Origin of the sequence: Anaeromassilibacillus sp. An172 (genome assembly GCF_002160515.1) — a bacterium.
GTDB classification, from domain to species: Bacteria; Bacillota; Clostridia; order Oscillospirales; family Acutalibacteraceae; genus Limousia; species Limousia pullorum.
Window position 1 is genome coordinate 1 of sequence record NZ_NFKS01000021.1, and the last position, 18,827, is coordinate 18,827.

The window sequence follows — 18,827 nt, forward strand, 5'->3', positions numbered from 1 at the left end:
TCGGGTGTAATTTATATATTCCTCCTTAGCTCAGTCGGTAGAGCATGCGGCTGTTAACCGCAGGGTCGTTGGTTCGAGCCCGACAGGGGGAGCCAAAAGAAGCAGTTTCGAAAGAGACTGCTTTTTTTATTTCCGCCTTGCAAAGGTTTGACTGAGAAATCAACGTCGTTTCAAGGCGGGCGAAACCTTCTGTTTAGTCTTTAGAATGGCTTGCTCACGATAGGCTTTGCTTTATTTTTATATCTTAAAAAGGTTTAGCTGAGAAATAAAGGTTCTTTTAAGGTAGGCTATTTTATGAAATACACGTCAGCACAGGACGGGCGAGACATTTTGTTTAGTTTTAGGAATGATTGCTTACAGTCGATTTTATGTCTTAAAAAATTTTGATTAGAAATTATTTTTTATAAGATAGGTCGTTTTTGTTATGGAAAGCTTTATACAAACTTTAACCCCCTGAGTTTCTTTGGAAATTCAGGGGGTTTTTACATAATTGAAATAGGTGATATACTCTCTTATTAAGGGAAATTTATTTTATGATTTCGCTTTCCTGTATTTTCAGAGCCTCTTACTTCTTCGTGATAAAAATAGTTTACAATTATCGGATGGCCAGGCTTTGCTCTGCCGTAGGGCAGCTCATTATCTGTATAAGGACAGTTATTATCTTTTGCCAATTGTTCAGCCTGCATTTCCAGGGATTTAAAGTAGCTGCGATCTCCTTTATTATAGATAGAATTATACAAGTCGGTCAAATGAGGATATTTTTCTTTTATATAGGTCATAATTTCCTGTTTAAAGCTGCCACGCAGATTAAGATTTTCCAGCCATACTAAATCACATTGTTTTTTTACACGCTGAAAAATTTCATTAAAATCTGTAATTCCGGGGAATATTGGTGAAATAAAGCAAACTGTGCGTATTCCTGAATCATAAATTTTTTTCATAGCTGAAAGTCTGCGTTCAATACTTACAGCATTGTCCATATCAGAGCGAAAGTCTTCATTTAAGGTGTTTACAGACCAGGATACTGTTACTTTTTCAAATTCTTTTAGCAGTTCAATATCTCTGATTACCAGGTCGGATTTGGTGCATATAAGCAGTTCTGCACCGCTGTTTTTTAGCTGTTTTAATATTCTGCGTGTATTTTGAAACTGCTCTTCCTGAGGTATGTAACCGTCAGTGACTGATCCTATGACTACTCGTTGTCCTCTATATTTTTGTGGGTTTTTTATTTCCTGCCAATGCTTTACATCCAAAAAGGTGCCCCAGGGTTCTTTGTGACCTGTAAATCGCTTCATAAATGATGCATAGCAGTATTTACATCCATGTGTACATCCTACATAAGGGTTGACTGAATAACCTCCTACAGGCAAGGTTGATTTTGTCATAATATTTTTAGTGTGAATATCACGAATCAGGATGTTGTCTTTGCTGGTTTCTGCCATATTTTTTATGCCTCCGATACCTGATATAATAATTGTAAATACCTGTAGTTAGAAAGATGTATTTTATCCTTCTTCAGCAGGTGCAGCTTTGCCGAATCCTTTCCAAGCGTATAAACCTTTTGTGTTTTCGTTGCCCAGAAATTTTTCTACCTGACAAACATGCAGAATATGGTCACCAACCTCTGTTGCTTGCTGTAATGTGGCTATCATGGCAAGACGAGTATCTGCCGGTATTTGAATATCCCTGCCATCAATTGATATCATTTCAATGTTATTTTCAGAGACTTTATTTTTAGATGCTCCGGTTGAGCTTCCGCATGCCATAACAGCATCAGCCATGCTTTCTCCGGGAACCGTTATTATAACTTTTCCGGTTTCACGAACTCTTTTTCCTGTATGGGATTGTTTTCCGGCTGCAAATCCCACCATGGGAGGATTGAAAGACAAGTACGAAAAGAAACATATAGGTGCCAGATTGGTTGTACCGTCTTTATTTTGAGAGCAAATCAAAGTAAGTGGATTTGGAGATGTATAGACTGTTGCTTCCATGATGTTGAGTTCTTTCATAAAATTCAGACCTTTCTAATATTTTTCACTTGTTGACCCGGGTTATTAGTGATATATTTATTATACCTGATAGAAATATTAGTTCAAGTACGCAAATAATTTATACAAGGTATAAAAAATAATACTTAGAAATGAGGAAATATCCTATGATGTCATATGAAGAGTTCAAAGAAAAAGTCGGCAGTGTAATTTTAACAAAAGAGGGGAACTGCCCGGTTATGCCGGTTATTAAGATGCTGCAGGGAAAGTGGAAGCTCCAGATTCTTTATGAGTTGTGTATTAAGTCGCCTATGAGATTTGGTGAACTGAGAAAAATCCTTAATCCAATTACTAATGCTGCGCTTACAAATGCTCTTAAGGAATTGGAGAAAGATGAGTTGGTACTGCGCACACAATTTAATGAAATGCCGCTGCGTGTGGAATATTCCCTTACTGAGAAAGGAAAGGAGCTTCTCCCTGTTTTTTACGCCATTTCCCAGTGGGGACTCAAGTATATTCCGTAAAACAGTACATTGAAAAATATTTATGACGCAAACATTGCTTTAAAATATAATCTGAATAAACATCAGATGCATTTTTTATGTATCTGATGTTTTGTTTTTTGTTAACAATAAAGTAAACAAAATGTTAATAAAATTTATTGTTTTTACTTTTTTATGGATGTATAATTTTGTTGAAAAGGATTTATGAGAAAAAATACAGCAATAAAGGGGCGTGAGAGAATAATTTAAAAAAATTGCTTAAAAGAGAGGAGAAGATAATAAAAATATTAACTTTTAAAGGATTAAAAAACAAATTTTATTACGAGAAGCAAAAAGGAGAATAAGATGAACATTCATAATAAAGTACTATCGTTGATTTTGGCAATTTCAATGATTACATCACTTTTTATTGCTCAGACGGCGGAGTTTTCGGCAAAGGAACAGCTTGTCAATGTTGCTCTTGAGGCTACTGCAAATGCGGACGGAGAGGACACTACTTACGGCGGACTTAAGATAAATATGAACGACGGCGATGATTCAACCATGTGGGCGTATCCTGAAGTAAAGTTTCCGGCAAGAGCATGGCTTGAATACGAAGGCAGTAAGAACATTCAGAAGGTAGTTGTAAAGCTTGCAAAAGCACAAGACCCTTCAACTGTTGATGTAACCGTTAAGGTGGCTAAAAATGGAATCACCACTGAGCTTGTGCCTTTCGGTGAAACAAAAACAAATCAACCGTTGGGTTCTGAGGTTGTATTTGAAGTTTCAGAACCTATACAGGCATCACATGTTTTCGTTGAACTTTCTAACCCAACACAAAATGGTTCAACAGAAAATATCACATTTTGGCCTAACATAGCAGAGCTTGAAACCTACGAAATGCAGGATGTAAAGCTTTCTAACTACAACGATATTGCACCTCAGGCGGATATCACAACAAACGGTGCAAATCCGGCAACATCACCTTCAACTTTGGTTGACGGAGATTATTCCACACTTTACAAATTCCACAATGCTCAGCTTTATGATCAGAGATATATTGATTTGACATTTGAGGACGAAAGAAGCATTGACGCTTTTGAAATAGCTTTTGAGCATTTGACAACTGAAACAGATCAGTACGACTATCACTTTACCTACAGCATTTTGGGTAAGAAAGCAGGAAGTGATGAGTTTGTAACTCTGGTACAGAGCGCAAAGGCAGACAGACTTGACAATTATTATCAGAGCTATAAAATTGACGAGGCTCAGTACTCTGTAATCAGAATACTTATGGAGGACTGCACATCCACAGCAGGAAAGGGTTGGCCGGCTGTTGCTGACTTTAAGATTTACGGCAGCGAAGTTGTAATCGACGACAGCGAGAGTATAGCATGGAAAAAGCCTGTACATTCCAACTTTGGAAACAGCGCACAGAACATCAACGACGGAAGCAAAAACACACGCTGGACAGGCAGCTACTATCCGGGATATGTGGATATAGATTTGGAGAAAAATTACTATCTTGATACGGTTGAGGTTTTCACACCTTCAAACGGATACAGTCAGTACACAATATACACAAGCCTTGACGGAAGAGATTTCTCAAAGCTTGCAGAAAAACAGGATACAGAGCCTTGCCCGGAAGAGGGAAATATTTTCAATGTTACCGACCAGAATGTTGAGGCAAGGTATATAAGAATTTATTTTGAATACAACTCAGCTTCCACACAGTCTATTGTAAACGAAGTAAGAGCAACCGGACGTGAAAGCGGAACTCCTTTACAGGAGAAACCGGAAATCAATGTTGTTGATTACGATGAAAGCGTTTACAACGTAGAGATAACCGAACAGGATACATACGAAGAGGTTCAGGGAATTATTACAAGAAGACTCGGCGAAGAGTATGTTGACTGGTTTACCCTTGAGCTTTCTGAAAATCCAAAGGGTCACAGCTACGACTATTTTGAGCTTTCAGATTTGGACGGAAAAATTCATATCAAGGGCAACGACGGTGTTTCCCTTGCAACAGGTCTTAACCATTATTTAAAATATTACTGCAAGGTAAATATTTCTCAGGTTGGCGATCAGGCGGATATGCCTGAGGCTATAGTTCCGCTGGGCGAAACAGTTTTCAAGGAAACAAAGGCGGAAGTAAGATATTCCTACAACTACTGCACACTTTCCTACTCAATGGCATTCTGGGGTGAGGAAGAGTGGCGAAACGAGCTTGACTGGCTGGCTTTAAACGGAGTAAATGTTGTGCTTGACGCAACAGCTCAGGAAGAAGTATGGCGTCAGTTCCTTATGACACTTGGCTACACAGAGCAGGAGGCTAAGGATTATATCGCAGGTCCTGCCTACTATGCATGGGCATATATGGCTAACCTTTCCGGATTTGGCGGCCCTGTTCACGATACATGGTTTGAAGAGAGAACAGAGCTTGCAAGAAAGAACCAGCTTTCAATGGCTAAGCTGGGTATGCAGCCTGCATTGCAGGGCTACAGCGGCATGGTTCCTACAGACATAGTTTCAAAGGCCGCAGGCGAATATGCACTTACAGACAGCGACGTTATCGCACAGGGCTCATGGTGCTCATTCACAAGACCTACAATGCTCAAAACCACATCAGAAGCTTTTGACAAGTATGCAGAGCTTTTCTATCAGTGTCAGAAAAATGTTTTGGGCGACAGAGCTCATTACTATGCTACAGACCCATTCCACGAGGGCGGTATAACAACAGGCTTGCAGCCTGCTGAAATTTCAGAAGAGGTTCTCAATTCAATGCTTGCAAGTGACTCCGAGGCTGTTTGGATTATACAGTCATGGCAGGGCAACCCGACAAGTGAGCTTTTGAGAGGCCTTGGCGACAGAAAAGACCACGCTTTGATACTTGACCTTTATGCAGAGAAAACCCCTCACTGGAACGAGGGACACGAGGGTGCAGGAAGCTACGGCTATGCCCCAGAGTTTGACTCAACTCCTTGGGTATTCTGTATGCTCAACAACTTCGGCGGACGTCTGGGACTTCACGGACATCTTGATAATCTTGTAAACAATATTCCGGAAGCATTTAACACCGCTGATTATATTGCAGGTATAGGAATTACACCTGAGGCAAGCGTAAACAATCCGCTTCTTTACGACTTCCTGTTTGAGTGCATTTGGCAGGACGACGCAACCCAGGATATGGAGGTTGTGGATATTGACGCATGGCTCAAAGATTATGCAGAGAGAAGATACGGAGCTGAAAGCGAAAGCGCATTACAGGCTCTTGAAATTCTTACAGAAACAGTTTATAAGTCCTCTTTGAATATGAAGGGACAGGGCGCACCGGAGTCCGTTGTAAACGCAAAACCGGCTTTGAATATCGGCGCAGCTTCAACTTGGGGCAATGCTATTGTTGACTATGACAAGGTTGAGCTTGAAAAAGCAGCAGCTCTCCTTTTGGAGGATTACGACACACTGAACTCAAGTGTTGGCTACAGATATGATCTTGCAAACATCTTGCAGCAGGTACTTTCAAATACAGCTCAGGAATATCAGAAGAAGATGACATCAGCTATCAACGCAGGAGACGCTGAGAAGTTCGACGAGATATCAGCTAAGTTCCTTGAGATAATCGACCTTATGGACAGAGTTACCGGCACAAGCAAATACTTTATGCTTGGTAACTGGGTAAATCCGGCTAAGAAGCTTGCAGAAAATGCCGACGACTTTACAAAGGATCTTTACGAGTTTAACGCTAAAGCCCTTATCACAACTTGGGGTTCTTATAATCAGAGCGTTACAGGCGGTTTGAGCGATTATTCCAACCGTCAGTGGAACGGACTTATCGGCGACTACTACAAGGGACGCTGGGAGCTTTGGATAAACGAGTACAGCAAGAAGCTTCACGGTGAAGAAGCTAACGTTTCTCAGTTCAACAATAACTACTGGTTCAATTACGGCTGGGAGTGGGCAAGAGATAACACAGAATACAGCGATGTTCCTACAGATGAAAATCTGAAGGTATTGGGAGAAGAAATCCTTGCAAATTATTCCGCAGCAGATCCAAATGCTGACAAGTCAAAGGATATCGACCCTAATGTAAATATTACAGTGACAGCGGGTAACTTCCAGACAAGCGATAAGCCTGAAAACGTACTTGACTACAGCGCTTCAACAATATGGCATACATTGTGGGCAGGTTCTCCGAGAGAGGAACACTACCTTGAATTTACTTTCGATGAAGCTGTTGAGGTTGACGGTTTCCGTTATCTGCCGAGAGCCTCAGGCATCAACGGTGTTGCAACCTCCTATGAGCTTTACGCAATGGCAGAGGGAAGCGACGAGTATGTTCTGGTAAGCTCCGGAGAATTGGATTCTTCAAACAGAGATTGGCAGGTATTCAGCTTTGAGAGAATGAATGCTGTTAAGATGAAGTTTGTTGTTAAGGACGCATTGAGCGACAGCGAACCTACAATTTTTGCATCAGTTGCAGAGCTTCACTTTACCGATTCTAAGCTTGGCGGAAGAACAAAGGGCGACGTCAATAACGACGGAAGAGTTACTGTTGATGACGCAACCTTAGTTCAGCAGTATTTGAGCCATATCAAGGAACTTGATGAGGAATCAAAAACAATGGCTGATATGAATGGTGACGGCAAGGTAACTGTATATGATGTAACTTTAATTCAAATTTTATTGCTATAAGAAATTGTTGACCTATTTACTTTTGTGTAATTCAATGTTAGAATAATAGTAGATATAATTTTAAACGCAATCTATTTTATTATGTTATAATTGCTCAAATATTTAGTAGTTGCATCTGTTTATGACCCAGAGAACGACAATTCAGGAATCACACTTACAAGTGAAGATTTCTTCAACAATTACGACGCTTATATCCTCAAGATTGAGGCTAACAAAATCACAATTCTCGGTAAGGATACAGACGCTGTTTACTACGGTATCACAACCCTTGAGAGAATTCTCGATCAGGTAAAAGCAGGCGAAGTTGAAACAATGAGAATCAACGATTATGCAACTGCAAAATGGAGAGGTATAATCGAGGGTTACTACGGAATTCCATATTCCAACGAGGACATCATGTCCCTTATGGAGTTCGGTTCAGACTTCAAGATGAACACATTTATCTATGCTCCAAAGGATGACCCATACCACAACTCAAAGTGGAGAGAGCCTTATCCGCAGGAAACCTTGGACGGACTTAAAGAGGTTATCGAAAAGGGCGTTGAAACAAAGGTTGGCTTTGTTTACGCTATCCATCCGTTTATGAACAACGGTATTAACAAGAATAATTTTGAAGAGGAAATTCAGTACATCATAGATAAGTTTGAAATTTTCTATGACATGGGCGTAAGACAGTTTGCATTGCTTGCAGACGACGCTTGGTCAGAAACTCCTCTCCAGGTTATGACAGTAAATGCTTTGCAGGATTGGCTTGATACTAAGGAAGGCACATATCCGTTGGTATTCTGTCCGCAGGCTTACTCAGGCTATCCAAGCCAGAGCTATTTCAACCAGTTCAGAGACGGTACAAGCATTGTTATCAACGGCGGAATGAGCTTCTCAACAGTAAACGAAAGAACAATCAAGACAGACGCTGTTCAGAAGGAAGGCTATGAAGCTTACAATATGGTAGACGGCAAGCTGGACACATATTTTGCTTCCGGCACAGAGGGCGGCTACATCGAATACACAATCAATAAGGAAGTTGGACTTAATCCGTTTACATTTACAGTAATTCAGAACTCCGAGACAATCTCAAATGCAAAGGTTGAGGTTAAGGTTTACGGAACTGACGAGTATGTAGAGCTTGGAACTTTGGATAAGTCAATCTGCGACTTCACTCTTGATCCACAGACACAGGTTGTAAGAATTTCCTGGGATGCAGGAGAAGAGTTCTTCATCCACGAGATGTTCTATTGATTGCAAAAAAAATAAACTTATAAAGAAAAGTTGAATTTCGACATAGTTTGACAAATAATTTCTTTATATGACAAGGGTCGGCAGATTTCTGCCGGCCCTGATTTTTTGCCGTTTTTTTCAGCAATATTCCTTTATCGATATCTTATGTGTTTAAAGAATGAAAATATTTTCAGAAATAAAAAAACCACGGTAATTAACTTGCAATTTGAGATTACATGGTTTATAATAAATCTACTAAGTGGCGTATTGTGTCATCAGGTGACACAGGCTGCTTAATCTGCAAAGAACTTTTATCAAAGTGGCAGGAGGTGAACAATTTGTTTTCTGGAATGACTAATCATTCACTGGACGCCAAAGGAAGAATTATTTTGCCTTTGAATTTCAGAGAACAGCTGGGAGAAAAGTTTTTTCTCACCTGCGGTTTTGAGGATTGTCTTCAGATAATGTCTACAGAGCATTTCCACAAGCTCAGAGAACAGATTGCTCAGCTTCCCGGTGATAAAGCTTTGGCTTTGCAGTACATTTTGATTGCTCCGGCGGTGGAGGTTTCACCTAATTCCCAGGGTAGAATACAGATACCCCAAAGCCTTAGAGAAAAGGCGGGACTTGAAAAGGATGTAACTGTAGTAGGTATGGACAGCCGTATCGAAATTTGGGACACCGTAAAGCTTGACGCTTTTATCAAAAAGCAAAAGGAGCAGTCTATAAAAGAGGCGTTGGAACTTTTGAAACTGTAAGGCGGTGAAATGATTTGGAGTTTTCTCATATACCTGTGTTGTTTGACGAGACAATGGAAGGACTTAACATAAAGCCCGGCGGCATTTATGTAGACGGCACGGCAGGCGGCGGCGGACATTCCTCCGGAATACTCCAAAGGATTTCCGAAAGCGGGAAGATTTACTGTATCGACCAAGATCCCAGCGCAATTGCAACTGTTACAAAAAAATTTGAAAACAACAAAAACGTCACCATAATTCAAGGCAATTTCGGTGACATGGAGATGCTTTTAAAAGAGAGAGACGTGGAAGGTGTAGACGGAATTCTGCTTGATATCGGAGTGTCGTCACATCAGCTGGATACTCCCGAAAGAGGTTTTTCCTTTCATGAAGATGCACCTTTGGATATGAGAATGAGTATGCAGGGCGCAACGGCTGCTGATTTGGTAAATAATTTACCGGTCAATGAAATAGCGAAAATACTTTCACGCTACGGCGAAGAAAAGTACGCCATGAGCATTGCAAAAGGCATCGAAAAAGCAAGGAACATAAGCCCAATTGAAACCACTCTTCAGCTGGCGGAGATTATAAAAAATTCCGTTCCTCAAAAGGTTAGAAGAGAGGGTCATCCGGCGAGAAAAAGTTTTCAGGCTTTGCGAATTGCCGTAAACGGCGAGCTTATAAGGCTTGAGCAGGGGCTTGAAGGAGCTTTTAACATGCTTAAAAGCGGCGGCAGACTTGCCGTTATAACATTTCATTCCCTGGAGGACAGAATTGTTAAACAGACCTTTGCGGGCTGGGCGCAGGGATGCACCTGTCCAAAGGATTTTCCTGTTTGCGTTTGCCACAACAAGCCTAAGGTAAAAATTGTGAACAGAAAGCCCATAGAGGCATCACAGGAGGAGCTTGCAGTTAATCAGAGAAGCAGAAGCGCAAAACTCAGAATATGCGAAAAAATTTAGGAAAATCTCGATATTTGCTGGACAAATAGCGGTGTATGTAGTAAGATAGTAACAGAATTGTAATCAATAAGGTACTTGTAGTTAAAATTGTTACAAAAGGTTAACAAAAGCGGTTTGTATTGGTTGATATTTTGCATATTTATGCGGGATGGTATATGGCGATTGAAAATCGGTTTTGTAAGCGATGTGAGAATTTTTTCCGATAAAACAAGAAGGTTGAAGGTGCATATAAAATGGCATTTGAAGAAAGAAATTTAGCATACGACTTGTCTTTGTTTGAGGACGACGACAAACAGTATACTACAGTGCCCCAAAGCACAAGGGAAAAAACAAAATCCGGTGCAAATGCAGCTAAGAAAAAGCCCTCTGCTGAGACAGCTGAAGACAAAAATGCAGAGAAAGGACAGAGAAAAAAATACAGTCCTTTAAAGGTTTTAAGCTCGGTGATTGCGGGATTATTTGTAGTCGGCGCTTTAGCGACTATTATTATGGGGCAGGCACAGCTCACGGAGCTGAACAGATCTATTGAGAAAAAAACGGAGGAACTAAAGCAGAAACAAAGTCAGTACACACAATTGGATATGAATGTACGTTCAAGATACTCAACTGCTATTGTGGAAGAATACGCCAAGGATGAGCTGGGAATGAGCAAGGCTACAAACTATCAAAAGGAGTTTGTAAACCTTTCCGATGGCGACAAGGCAGAGGTTCTGACAGAAGAAAGTCAGAATATTTTCAGCACTATTGTTGACGCTGTTACAGGTATTTGGTCATAACAGTGCTTGTGTCTTAATAAGTATGTAATGACAAAAATAAGAGTTGAGATTGATATCTTAACTCTTATTTCGCTATGACGGACGTACATAATTTGTCCGATATTGGAAATGATGAAAGGAGCAGCAGAGTTTTGGGAAAATTCAACAAACAAAAACTTAATAAAAGAGCTTTTATAATGTTGATGATATTTCTCGTTTTGGGATTTGGAACAGCTGTGCTCAGACTCGGTTATCTCCAGATTATAATGGGTGACGAACTGCGGCAAAAGGCAGTTGACCAGCAGCTGGGAGATATAACCGTAAGCGCCAAAAGAGGCGATATTTACGACAGAAACGGTAAGGTTTTGGCACAGAGCGCCTCGGTTTGGAAACTTATAATGGCGCCTATCTATATTAAAACTGACGAGCAAAGACAGTATGTCACAAACGGATTGGCCGAAATATTCGGATATGATGAGGAAGAGAAAAACGACCTCTTTGAAAAAACTGACAGGGATACATATTATGTAACCATTGAATCAAAAATAGAATCGGACGTCAGGGAAGAAATTCTTACTTTCCTTGATGAAATGGAAGAAAAAACCTTTAAGGTTTACGACGGTGAAACACAAAAATACAACGATGAAAAATTAAATTCAAATGTTCTGTATCTTCAGGACGACTATAAGAGATATTACCCTTACGGTGATTTGGCTTCCGCAGTTATAGGATTTACCGGAAGCGATGACCAGGGCTTGAGCGGTCTTGAAATTCAGTACGATGAGGAATTAAGAGGCAAGCCGGGAAGAACGGTTTCCGCAATCAATGCAATAGGTATCAACATGCCTTTCCAGTATGAACAGAATGTTGAGCCTGAGGACGGATACAGTATTGTTACAACAATAGACGAAACAATACAGTCTATCTGCGAAAAATATCTTAAAGAAGCGATTGAAACCTACCAGGTTGCAAACAGAGCGGCGGCAATAGCCATGAACCCGTCAACCGGTGAGATTTACGCTATAGCAGTTGAGGGAGGATATGACCTTAACGACCCTTACACCATAGCAAACGAGGAAACTGCTGCGGAAATTGAAGCTTTGCCGGAGGAAGAACAGGATCAGGCATACAGCGACGCATTGCAGCAGCAATGGAGAAATAAAGCCGTAAGTGATGTTTACTATCCAGGTTCCGTATTTAAGCCAATCGTGGCTTCCATGGTTTTGGAAGAGGGATTGGTTGATGAAAACACAAAATTTTATTGTGACAACGCCACAATTACAGTAAGCGGTATAGATATTCATTGTCATATTTATTGGCCTGGTTCAGGCAATCAGCACGGCGAGCAGAATATTGTTCAGGCTCTTTGGAATTCATGTAACCCGGCTCTTGTTCAGATGGGTCAGATTGCGGGAGTTGACACGTTCTGGGAATATTATCAGGCGTTCGGCTTCAGCGAAAAGACAGGAGTAGACCTGCCGGGCGAAAGCGAAGATATTTTCTTTGACCATGAAATGACAGAACTTGACCTTGCGGTTTCCTCTTTTGGTCAGGGCTTTGCCGTAACTCCTATGCAGATGATAACAGCGATTTCTGCTATTGCTAACGGCGGATATCTTATGCAGCCTTATATTGTAAAGGAAATTGTTGACAGCGACGGAAATATTGTAGAAACAACAACACCGACGGTTAAACGTCAGGTTATTTCAAAGGAAGTCAGCGAACAGCTCAACGAAATCCTCTACGGAAACGTAAACGAGGGTGGTGCGACCAACGGATATGTTGCAGGATATGAAGTTGCCGGTAAGACAGGTACTTCTGAAAAGCTTAATGATAATAAAGACCATATAGCTTCCTTCTGCGGCTATGCGCCTTATGATGACCCGCAGATTGTAATGCTCCTGTATTTTGACTCACCTAGAGGAGTTCTTTACCACGGTAGTACAGTTGCGGCTCCTGTGTTTGCAAGTATCATGGAAGAGGTTCTTCCGTATCTTGAGGTTGAAAGACATTACACAGAGGAAGAGCTGGAAAACATTGATACAACAGCTAATACATATATAGGACTTTCAATTGATGAAGCAACCTCCAAGGTAGAGGAGGACGGATTTGAAGCTGTGGTAAAGGGAAGCGGAAGCACCGTTATCGCTCAGGTCCCTGAGTCCGGCACAAAGATACCTAACAGCGGAAAGGTTGTTCTGTACACCGACGACGCCAGCAAGGAAGAAACGGTAACCGTTCCGGATTTCTCTGGACTTACGGTTACGGAAGCAAGCCGGAAGGCTGCCGAATATAATTTGAATATCAGTATTACCGGAGCCACAAATGTTTACAACAGTGTGGTTCAAACCCAGAGCATTGACTCAGGAAAAGAAGTTTCACCGGGAACGGTTGTAACGCTTACCTTTGTGGGTGCGGGAATAGGAGATTGATTTTCACATAAACTGTTTATAGGCTGAGAAATAATAGAGAAAAGAGGCGGAGGGAATTATGACTGCCGAAATTATGGTTTTTCATGGTGAAGATGTTAACAGAGAAGAAGCCGAAAAGCTGCTGGGGCTTTGTCTAAAAAAGCTTCAGCCGGAGAATGCTGCCTGTGAAATCTTTGATGCCTCGGAAAACAATAAAGAGGTGACAGGACATATGGTGGTGTGTCCCGTAGGACTTAAACTTTCGGGTACTCCTGCCGGCTGCGTGACATATTCGGCAAAGGATAACAGCGCCGATATAGTGGCTATAAATGTCCAGAAGCATACAGGCTACATAAGCTTTGAGCTTATGTCCGCAGAGCATATGGGAAGAGTCTTTATAGATGATTCAAAGCATATAGAGGTGGATTCCGTGCTTATGGCGGCGGCTGTTATGTATGCTGCCGGAGTTCCTCTTAAGAATGTTATTTCTGCTATCAATTCTATTTTAAAAAATTAAATCAGGTTGCGGCAATGTCAAATTGGCTTGCCGCAATTTGGTGATTATTTGAAAAGTTAAATAAATATAAGTATCTTTAAAATATACTTATATCAATGTTGAGAAACTTCATATTATAAGGTTTACAACCGGGAACGGTTAAAATACGGATAAAAACAAATGAGGTGTAATTATGGAGAATACTACTGTGTGGGCGTTTGCCGCCGTTGTACTGTCTTTTTTGATATCTTCTCTTATGGGAAGAAAACTCATACCATTTCTTCACAAGCTGAAGTATGGTCAGACAATACTTGATATAGGCCCGAAATGGCACAAAAATAAACAGGGTACGCCAACAATGGGCGGTATAATGTTTATTGTGTCAACCGTTTTTTCTACAGCCCCGGTTGTACTTATGTACCGATTTGTGGGAGGCGGAAATTTTTCAACCGATAATATCAACGCCATGAAAGTGTTCGTACCTGTTGGTCTTGTAATGGCAATACTTTACGGACTTATAGGATTTATCGACGACTATATAAAGGTTGTTAAAAAGAGAAATCTGGGACTTACCGCAAAGCAGAAGCTGGTTTTGCAGTTTGCCGTTGCTATAGCTTATCTTGCAACACTTACCCTTTGCGGATACGGCACAGAAACCTATATACCTTTTGTTGGTATGATTGATATTGGATTTTTCTACTACATAATAGCTGCAATCGTTATTGTGGGAATTGTAAATGCGGTAAATCTCACAGACGGTATAGACGGACTTGACGGTTCAATAACATTCTTTGCAGCTCTGTTCTTTATGATGATTTCAGGTTATATGGGACTGGGCGGAGTTTCCATAGAGTCAGCGGCTTTGGCAGGCGGATGCCTTGGATTCCTTGTTTGGAACTTCCATCCTGCAAAGGTATTTATGGGCGACACAGGCTCATTGTTCCTGGGAGGAATGGTTTGCGCTTTGGCATTCTCCTTGAAGATGCCGATACTTTTAATTCCTGTGGGAATTATGTACCTTGTGGAGATGTTCTCCGTTATGCTTCAGGTTACATACTTCAAGCTTACTCACGGAAAGAGACTTTTCAAAATGAGTCCTATTCATCACCACTTTGAAATGTGCGGCTGGAGTGAAACAAAGATTGTAATTGTGTTCAGCGCAGTGACTGTGATTTTCGGTATTATCGCTTTTCTCTGCGTTATTTTCGGCGCAGCATAAGGCGTAATTTGGTTTAGAGTTATTTGGAGGAAATATATGGAAAATAATAAGTCAGGGGTAAGCGGGGGAAGAAACACCCGAAACCTGTACGACTTTGACAGCGTGATGAGTACCAGTTACAGGGGAACACCGTCATCCGGAAGAAGCAGAACAAATTCCGGCAATGTTTCCGGCGGTACTGTAAAACGCAGAAAGACCAATGTGTCAAAAACAAAACCAAAAGGAACAAGGCTCAGCCAGCCTAAGGTTAAGCATAAACCTTTTGCCAAGGGAAAGGGAATTGATATTCCTTTCCTGATAATAGTTTTGATTTTGCTGACGGTGGGAATAGTAATGATGTTTTCCGCCAGCTATCCCGTTGGTTTTTACGAAGAGGGCGACAGCTACTATTATCTGAAAAAACAGGTTGCGTTTGCGGCTATCGGACTTGTGGCAATGTTTGCGGTTTCCTATTTAAACGTAAACTTTTTTAATAAAAAGCCAATAGCTTTTATATTGCTGGCTGCTTCTTATGTGGGCTTGACGGTGGTTTTGTTTATGCCCTCTCAAACAGGAGTTCACAGATGGATATCCATCGGAAGCTTTACCATTCAGGCTTCGGAAATAACAAAGCTTGTTATGATTTTCTTCTTTGCCTATTTTTGTACAAAGCTGGGCGATGATATAAACTCTCTGAAAAAAGGAATACTCCCAACAGTAATAATTTTGGGAAGCACCTGTTTTCTGCTGTACAAAGAGCCTCACTATTCAGGTATCGTTATCACTGTTCTGCTGGTTGCTGTTATGCTTTTCTTAGGCGGACTCAATATAAAGTGGTTTGCAATTTCCGGAGGCGCAGTAGTTGCGGTTGTTGCAGGATTGCTTGTTACAGGAAATCTGTCATATGCTATGGACAGACTTCACGGATGGGGTAAAGCCCTTGACCCTAATGTAAGCGGCGACCTTTTGTGGGACGTTTGGCAGACAAGAAATTCCCTTTATGCAATAGGCTCAGGCGGTTTCGGCGGTCTGGGACTTACACAGTCAAGACAAAAATATCTTTATTTGCCGGAACCTCAGAACGACTTTGTGTTTGCTATTGTCTGCGAGGAGCTGGGATTTATCGGCGCAGTTATAATCCTTGCAGTGTTTGCACTGCTGGTTTGGAGAGGAATTAAAATTTCCATGAGCGCACCGGGAGTTTTTGCAAAGCTTCTGGGCATGGGTATTTCTGCTCAGGTTGGTTTACAGGTTGTTTTGAATATATTTGTTATTACAGACTGGCTTCCAAATACAGGTATCAGCCTGCCTTTCTTCAGCTCAGGAGGAAGCTCCCTTATTATGATGCTTGTACAGATGGGCTTGGTTCTTTCTATTTCACGAACGTCAAATCTTGAAAAAAGTTAGGTGACATGATATGAAAATACTTTTCGCCGGAGGCGGAACTGCCGGACATATAAATCCGGCTCTTGCTGTGGCTTCTTACATCAGAAACAGAGATCCGGAAACTGAAATCCTCTTTGTGGGAAACAAAGGAGGAATGGAGGAAACCCTCGTTCCAAAAGCCGGATTTGATATGGAAACAATCCATATAAGCGGTTTTAAGAGAAGCTTTTCACCTTCTGCTATTGCGGCAAATGTTAAAACCGCCGTTCGTGCGGTGACTGCTTCTTCAGAGTCAAAAAAGATTATAAAAAAATTCAAGCCGGATATCTGCATGGGAACCGGCGGATATGTAAGCGGCCCGGTTCTTAGAACAGCCGCAAAAATGGGAATACCAATAGTTATTCACGAGCAGAACGCTTTCCCGGGAATGACCACAAAGATGCTGTCAAAGCACGCTAAAAAGGTTATGCTGGCGATAGAGGACGCAAAAAAGCACCTTGACCCCCAGTGTAAAACAGTGGTTACGGGAAATCCTATAAGAGAGGAAATCCTTACAGCTGATAAGGAAACCTCAAGAAAGAAGCTTCACCTTGATTTGCGCCCGGTAATACTCAGCTTCGGCGGAAGCCTTGGCGCAAGAAAAATCAACGAGGGCGTTGCGTCCCTTATTGCCCAAAGCGGAAAAACCGGCGAATACCAGCATATTCACGCCTACGGCAAATACGGAAAATGGTTTCCTGACCTTCTCCGTGAAAAGGGCATAGAGCCTGACAACTGCTCAAACCTTGATATAAGGGAGTACATCGACAATATGCCAGACTGTCTTGCCGCCTGTGACTTGGTAATTTGCAGAGCCGGTGCTATAACCCTCAGCGAAATTCAGGCTATGGGCAAGCCGGCAATCCTTATCCCTTCTCCCAATGTTGCTGAGAACCACCAGTACTACAACGCTTTAGCCCTTGTAAACGCAGGAGCGGCGGAAATGGTAGAGGAAAAGGACTTGGACGACACAGTAATAGAAAAAATTGCAAAGCGTATGCTTGCAGATAAGGATATTTTGAAAAAGTACGGCGATAACGCCAAAAGCATGGCGATAACCGACGCAAACAGCAGAATTTACGCCGTAATAAAAAATATAGTAAAAGAACATTAAGTTTTAATATACAAGGCACAAACGCCGCTTTGAAATCATAATATATCAGGTAGTCATATATTATAAATCGGAGAGGGTGTTTGCTTTGTCAAAGCTGCTTATCAGAGGAAAACGAAGGCTTTCGGGAGAAACTGAGGTTCAGGGGGCAAAAAACAGCGTTTTGCCGCTGCTTGCCGCCTCGATTTTAGCTAAAGGAGAAAGCGTGTTTTTAGGATGTCCTCATCTTTCCGATGTGGAGGCGTCCACAAAAATTCTTCGCTATCTTGGATGTAAGGTGTCCCATAAGGGCGACACAATCTGCGTCAACGCCGACGGCGTAAACAGATACGATATCCCTAACGAGCTTATGAGGGAAATGAGAAGCTCCATTGTGTTTTTGGGAGCTATAATTTCCCACGGAGGAAAAGCAAGGCTTTCCTTTCCTGGAGGCTGTGAGCTGGGACCACGCCCTATAGATTTGCATTTAAAGGCGCTGCGCCAAATGGGAGTTTCCATAGAGGAAAAATACGGCGTTTTGGAATGCAGCTGTGAAAACGGCATAAAGGGCGGAAGAATAGCTCTTTCTTTCCCCAGTGTGGGAGCCACCGAAAACATAATGATAGCGGCAGTTTTGGCAAAGGGAACAACCACTATCACCAACGCCGCAAGAGAACCGGAAATCTGTGACCTGGCGGAATACCTTAACCGCTGCGGCGCAAGGATATACGGCGCCGGTGAAGGTACAATAGTGATAGACGGCGTTAAATCCCTTACAGGATGCTGTCACACTGTCATACCTGACAGAATAGTGGCGGCGACACTTATGAGCGCAGCGGCAGTTACCTCGGGAGATGTTTTGCTTCACGGGGTTATGCAGAGTCACTTGGGAGCGGTTATACCGGTTTTTGAAGAGGCGGGATGCAAAGTGACTTTCTCACAAGGCGATATGAGAATAACCGCTCCGAAAGTTTTAAATTCAGTTAAACATATAAGAACCATGCCCTATCCCGGTTTTCCCACCGACTGTCAGGCGCCGATTATGGCGATGACCGCAGTTTCAAAAGGAACTTCCGTTATTGTGGAAAATATTTTTGAAAACAGATTCCGTCACGTGGGAGAGCTTGAGCGAATGGGCGCTAACATAAAGGTAGAAGGAAAGGTCGCTGTTGTTGAAGGTGTTTCACAGCTTTTCGGAACAACGGTTGTGGCTCCTGATTTAAGGGGAGCGGCTTCACTTGTTACGGCGGGACTTTGTGCCCAGGGAACAACCCAGATGAGCGGCGTAAATTTCCTTGAAAGAGGTTACGAAAGCTTGGAAACCGTATTGAGCGGTTTGGGGGCAGAGATAAAGAAAATATAAATATCAG

General features: G+C 41.8%; 14 protein-coding genes and 1 tRNA gene. 13 read left to right on the forward strand and 2 right to left on the reverse strand.

Features of this window, described 5'->3' with window-relative positions; translation table 11 throughout:
- The first annotated feature begins 19 nt into the window (after positions 1-19).
- Positions 20-95, forward strand: a tRNA-Asn gene (locus B5F08_RS09605).
- Positions 96-515: 420 nt separating this feature from the next.
- Here the strand turns inward: B5F08_RS09605 and B5F08_RS09610 are convergent.
- Entirely contained in the window at positions 516-1,442 is a 927-nt protein-coding gene (locus tag B5F08_RS09610) for a radical SAM mobile pair protein B (protein WP_087378700.1), read from the reverse strand.
- A gap of 63 nt (positions 1,443-1,505) precedes the next feature.
- Positions 1,506-2,009 (reverse strand): flavin reductase family protein, encoded by a 504-nt coding sequence (locus tag B5F08_RS09615; protein WP_087378702.1) that lies wholly within the window; start codon positions 2,007-2,009, stop codon positions 1,506-1,508.
- Positions 2,010-2,155: 146 nt separating this feature from the next.
- On the opposite strand from B5F08_RS09615, the gene B5F08_RS09620 reads away from it, so the two are divergent.
- From B5F08_RS09620 to murA, 12 genes are all read left to right on the forward strand, one after another.
- Positions 2,156-2,512 (forward strand): winged helix-turn-helix transcriptional regulator, encoded by a 357-nt coding sequence (locus B5F08_RS09620; protein WP_242968407.1) that lies wholly within the window; start codon positions 2,156-2,158, stop codon positions 2,510-2,512.
- 324 nt (positions 2,513-2,836) lie between these two features.
- A complete protein-coding gene (locus B5F08_RS09625; protein WP_087378706.1) occupies positions 2,837-7,165 on the forward strand; it encodes an alpha-N-acetylglucosaminidase TIM-barrel domain-containing protein in 4,329 nt (1,442 codons plus the stop codon).
- A 90-nt stretch (positions 7,166-7,255) separates the two neighbouring features.
- On the forward strand, positions 7,256-8,404 hold the full coding sequence (locus tag B5F08_RS09630; protein ID WP_087378708.1) for a beta-N-acetylglucosaminidase domain-containing protein: 1,149 nt from the start codon (positions 7,256-7,258) through the stop codon (positions 8,402-8,404).
- 317 nt (positions 8,405-8,721) lie between these two features.
- Entirely contained in the window at positions 8,722-9,141 is a 420-nt protein-coding gene (gene mraZ, locus B5F08_RS09635; RefSeq protein WP_158096276.1) for a division/cell wall cluster transcriptional repressor MraZ, read from the forward strand.
- Between the two features lie 14 nt (positions 9,142-9,155).
- Entirely contained in the window at positions 9,156-10,082 is a 927-nt protein-coding gene (gene rsmH / locus B5F08_RS09640) for a 16S rRNA (cytosine(1402)-N(4))-methyltransferase RsmH (RefSeq protein ID WP_087378711.1), read from the forward strand.
- Between the two features lie 233 nt (positions 10,083-10,315).
- Positions 10,316-10,858, forward strand: a complete 543-nt coding sequence (locus B5F08_RS09645) for a septum formation initiator family protein (protein WP_087378713.1) — start codon at positions 10,316-10,318, stop codon at positions 10,856-10,858.
- Positions 10,859-10,950: 92 nt separating this feature from the next.
- Entirely contained in the window at positions 10,951-13,269 is a 2,319-nt protein-coding gene (locus tag B5F08_RS09650; RefSeq protein ID WP_242968412.1) for a penicillin-binding transpeptidase domain-containing protein, read from the forward strand.
- 58 nt (positions 13,270-13,327) lie between these two features.
- Positions 13,328-13,765, forward strand: a complete 438-nt coding sequence (locus B5F08_RS09655) for a hypothetical protein (RefSeq protein ID WP_087378717.1) — start codon at positions 13,328-13,330, stop codon at positions 13,763-13,765.
- A gap of 172 nt (positions 13,766-13,937) precedes the next feature.
- Complete coding sequence (mraY, locus tag B5F08_RS09660; protein WP_087378719.1) at positions 13,938-14,963, forward strand: phospho-N-acetylmuramoyl-pentapeptide-transferase; 1,026 nt, start codon at positions 13,938-13,940, stop codon at positions 14,961-14,963.
- A 36-nt stretch (positions 14,964-14,999) separates the two neighbouring features.
- Positions 15,000-16,349 (forward strand): FtsW/RodA/SpoVE family cell cycle protein, encoded by a 1,350-nt coding sequence (locus tag B5F08_RS09665; protein ID WP_087378721.1) that lies wholly within the window; start codon positions 15,000-15,002, stop codon positions 16,347-16,349.
- 10 nt (positions 16,350-16,359) lie between these two features.
- Positions 16,360-17,481: an undecaprenyldiphospho-muramoylpentapeptide beta-N-acetylglucosaminyltransferase gene (gene murG / locus B5F08_RS09670; RefSeq protein WP_087378723.1), complete on the forward strand. Its 1,122-nt coding sequence runs from the start codon at positions 16,360-16,362 to the stop codon at positions 17,479-17,481.
- Positions 17,482-17,557: 76 nt separating this feature from the next.
- Positions 17,558-18,820 (forward strand): UDP-N-acetylglucosamine 1-carboxyvinyltransferase, encoded by a 1,263-nt coding sequence (gene murA / locus B5F08_RS09675; protein WP_087378725.1) that lies wholly within the window; start codon positions 17,558-17,560, stop codon positions 18,818-18,820.
- Positions 18,821-18,827 lie beyond the last annotated feature (7 nt).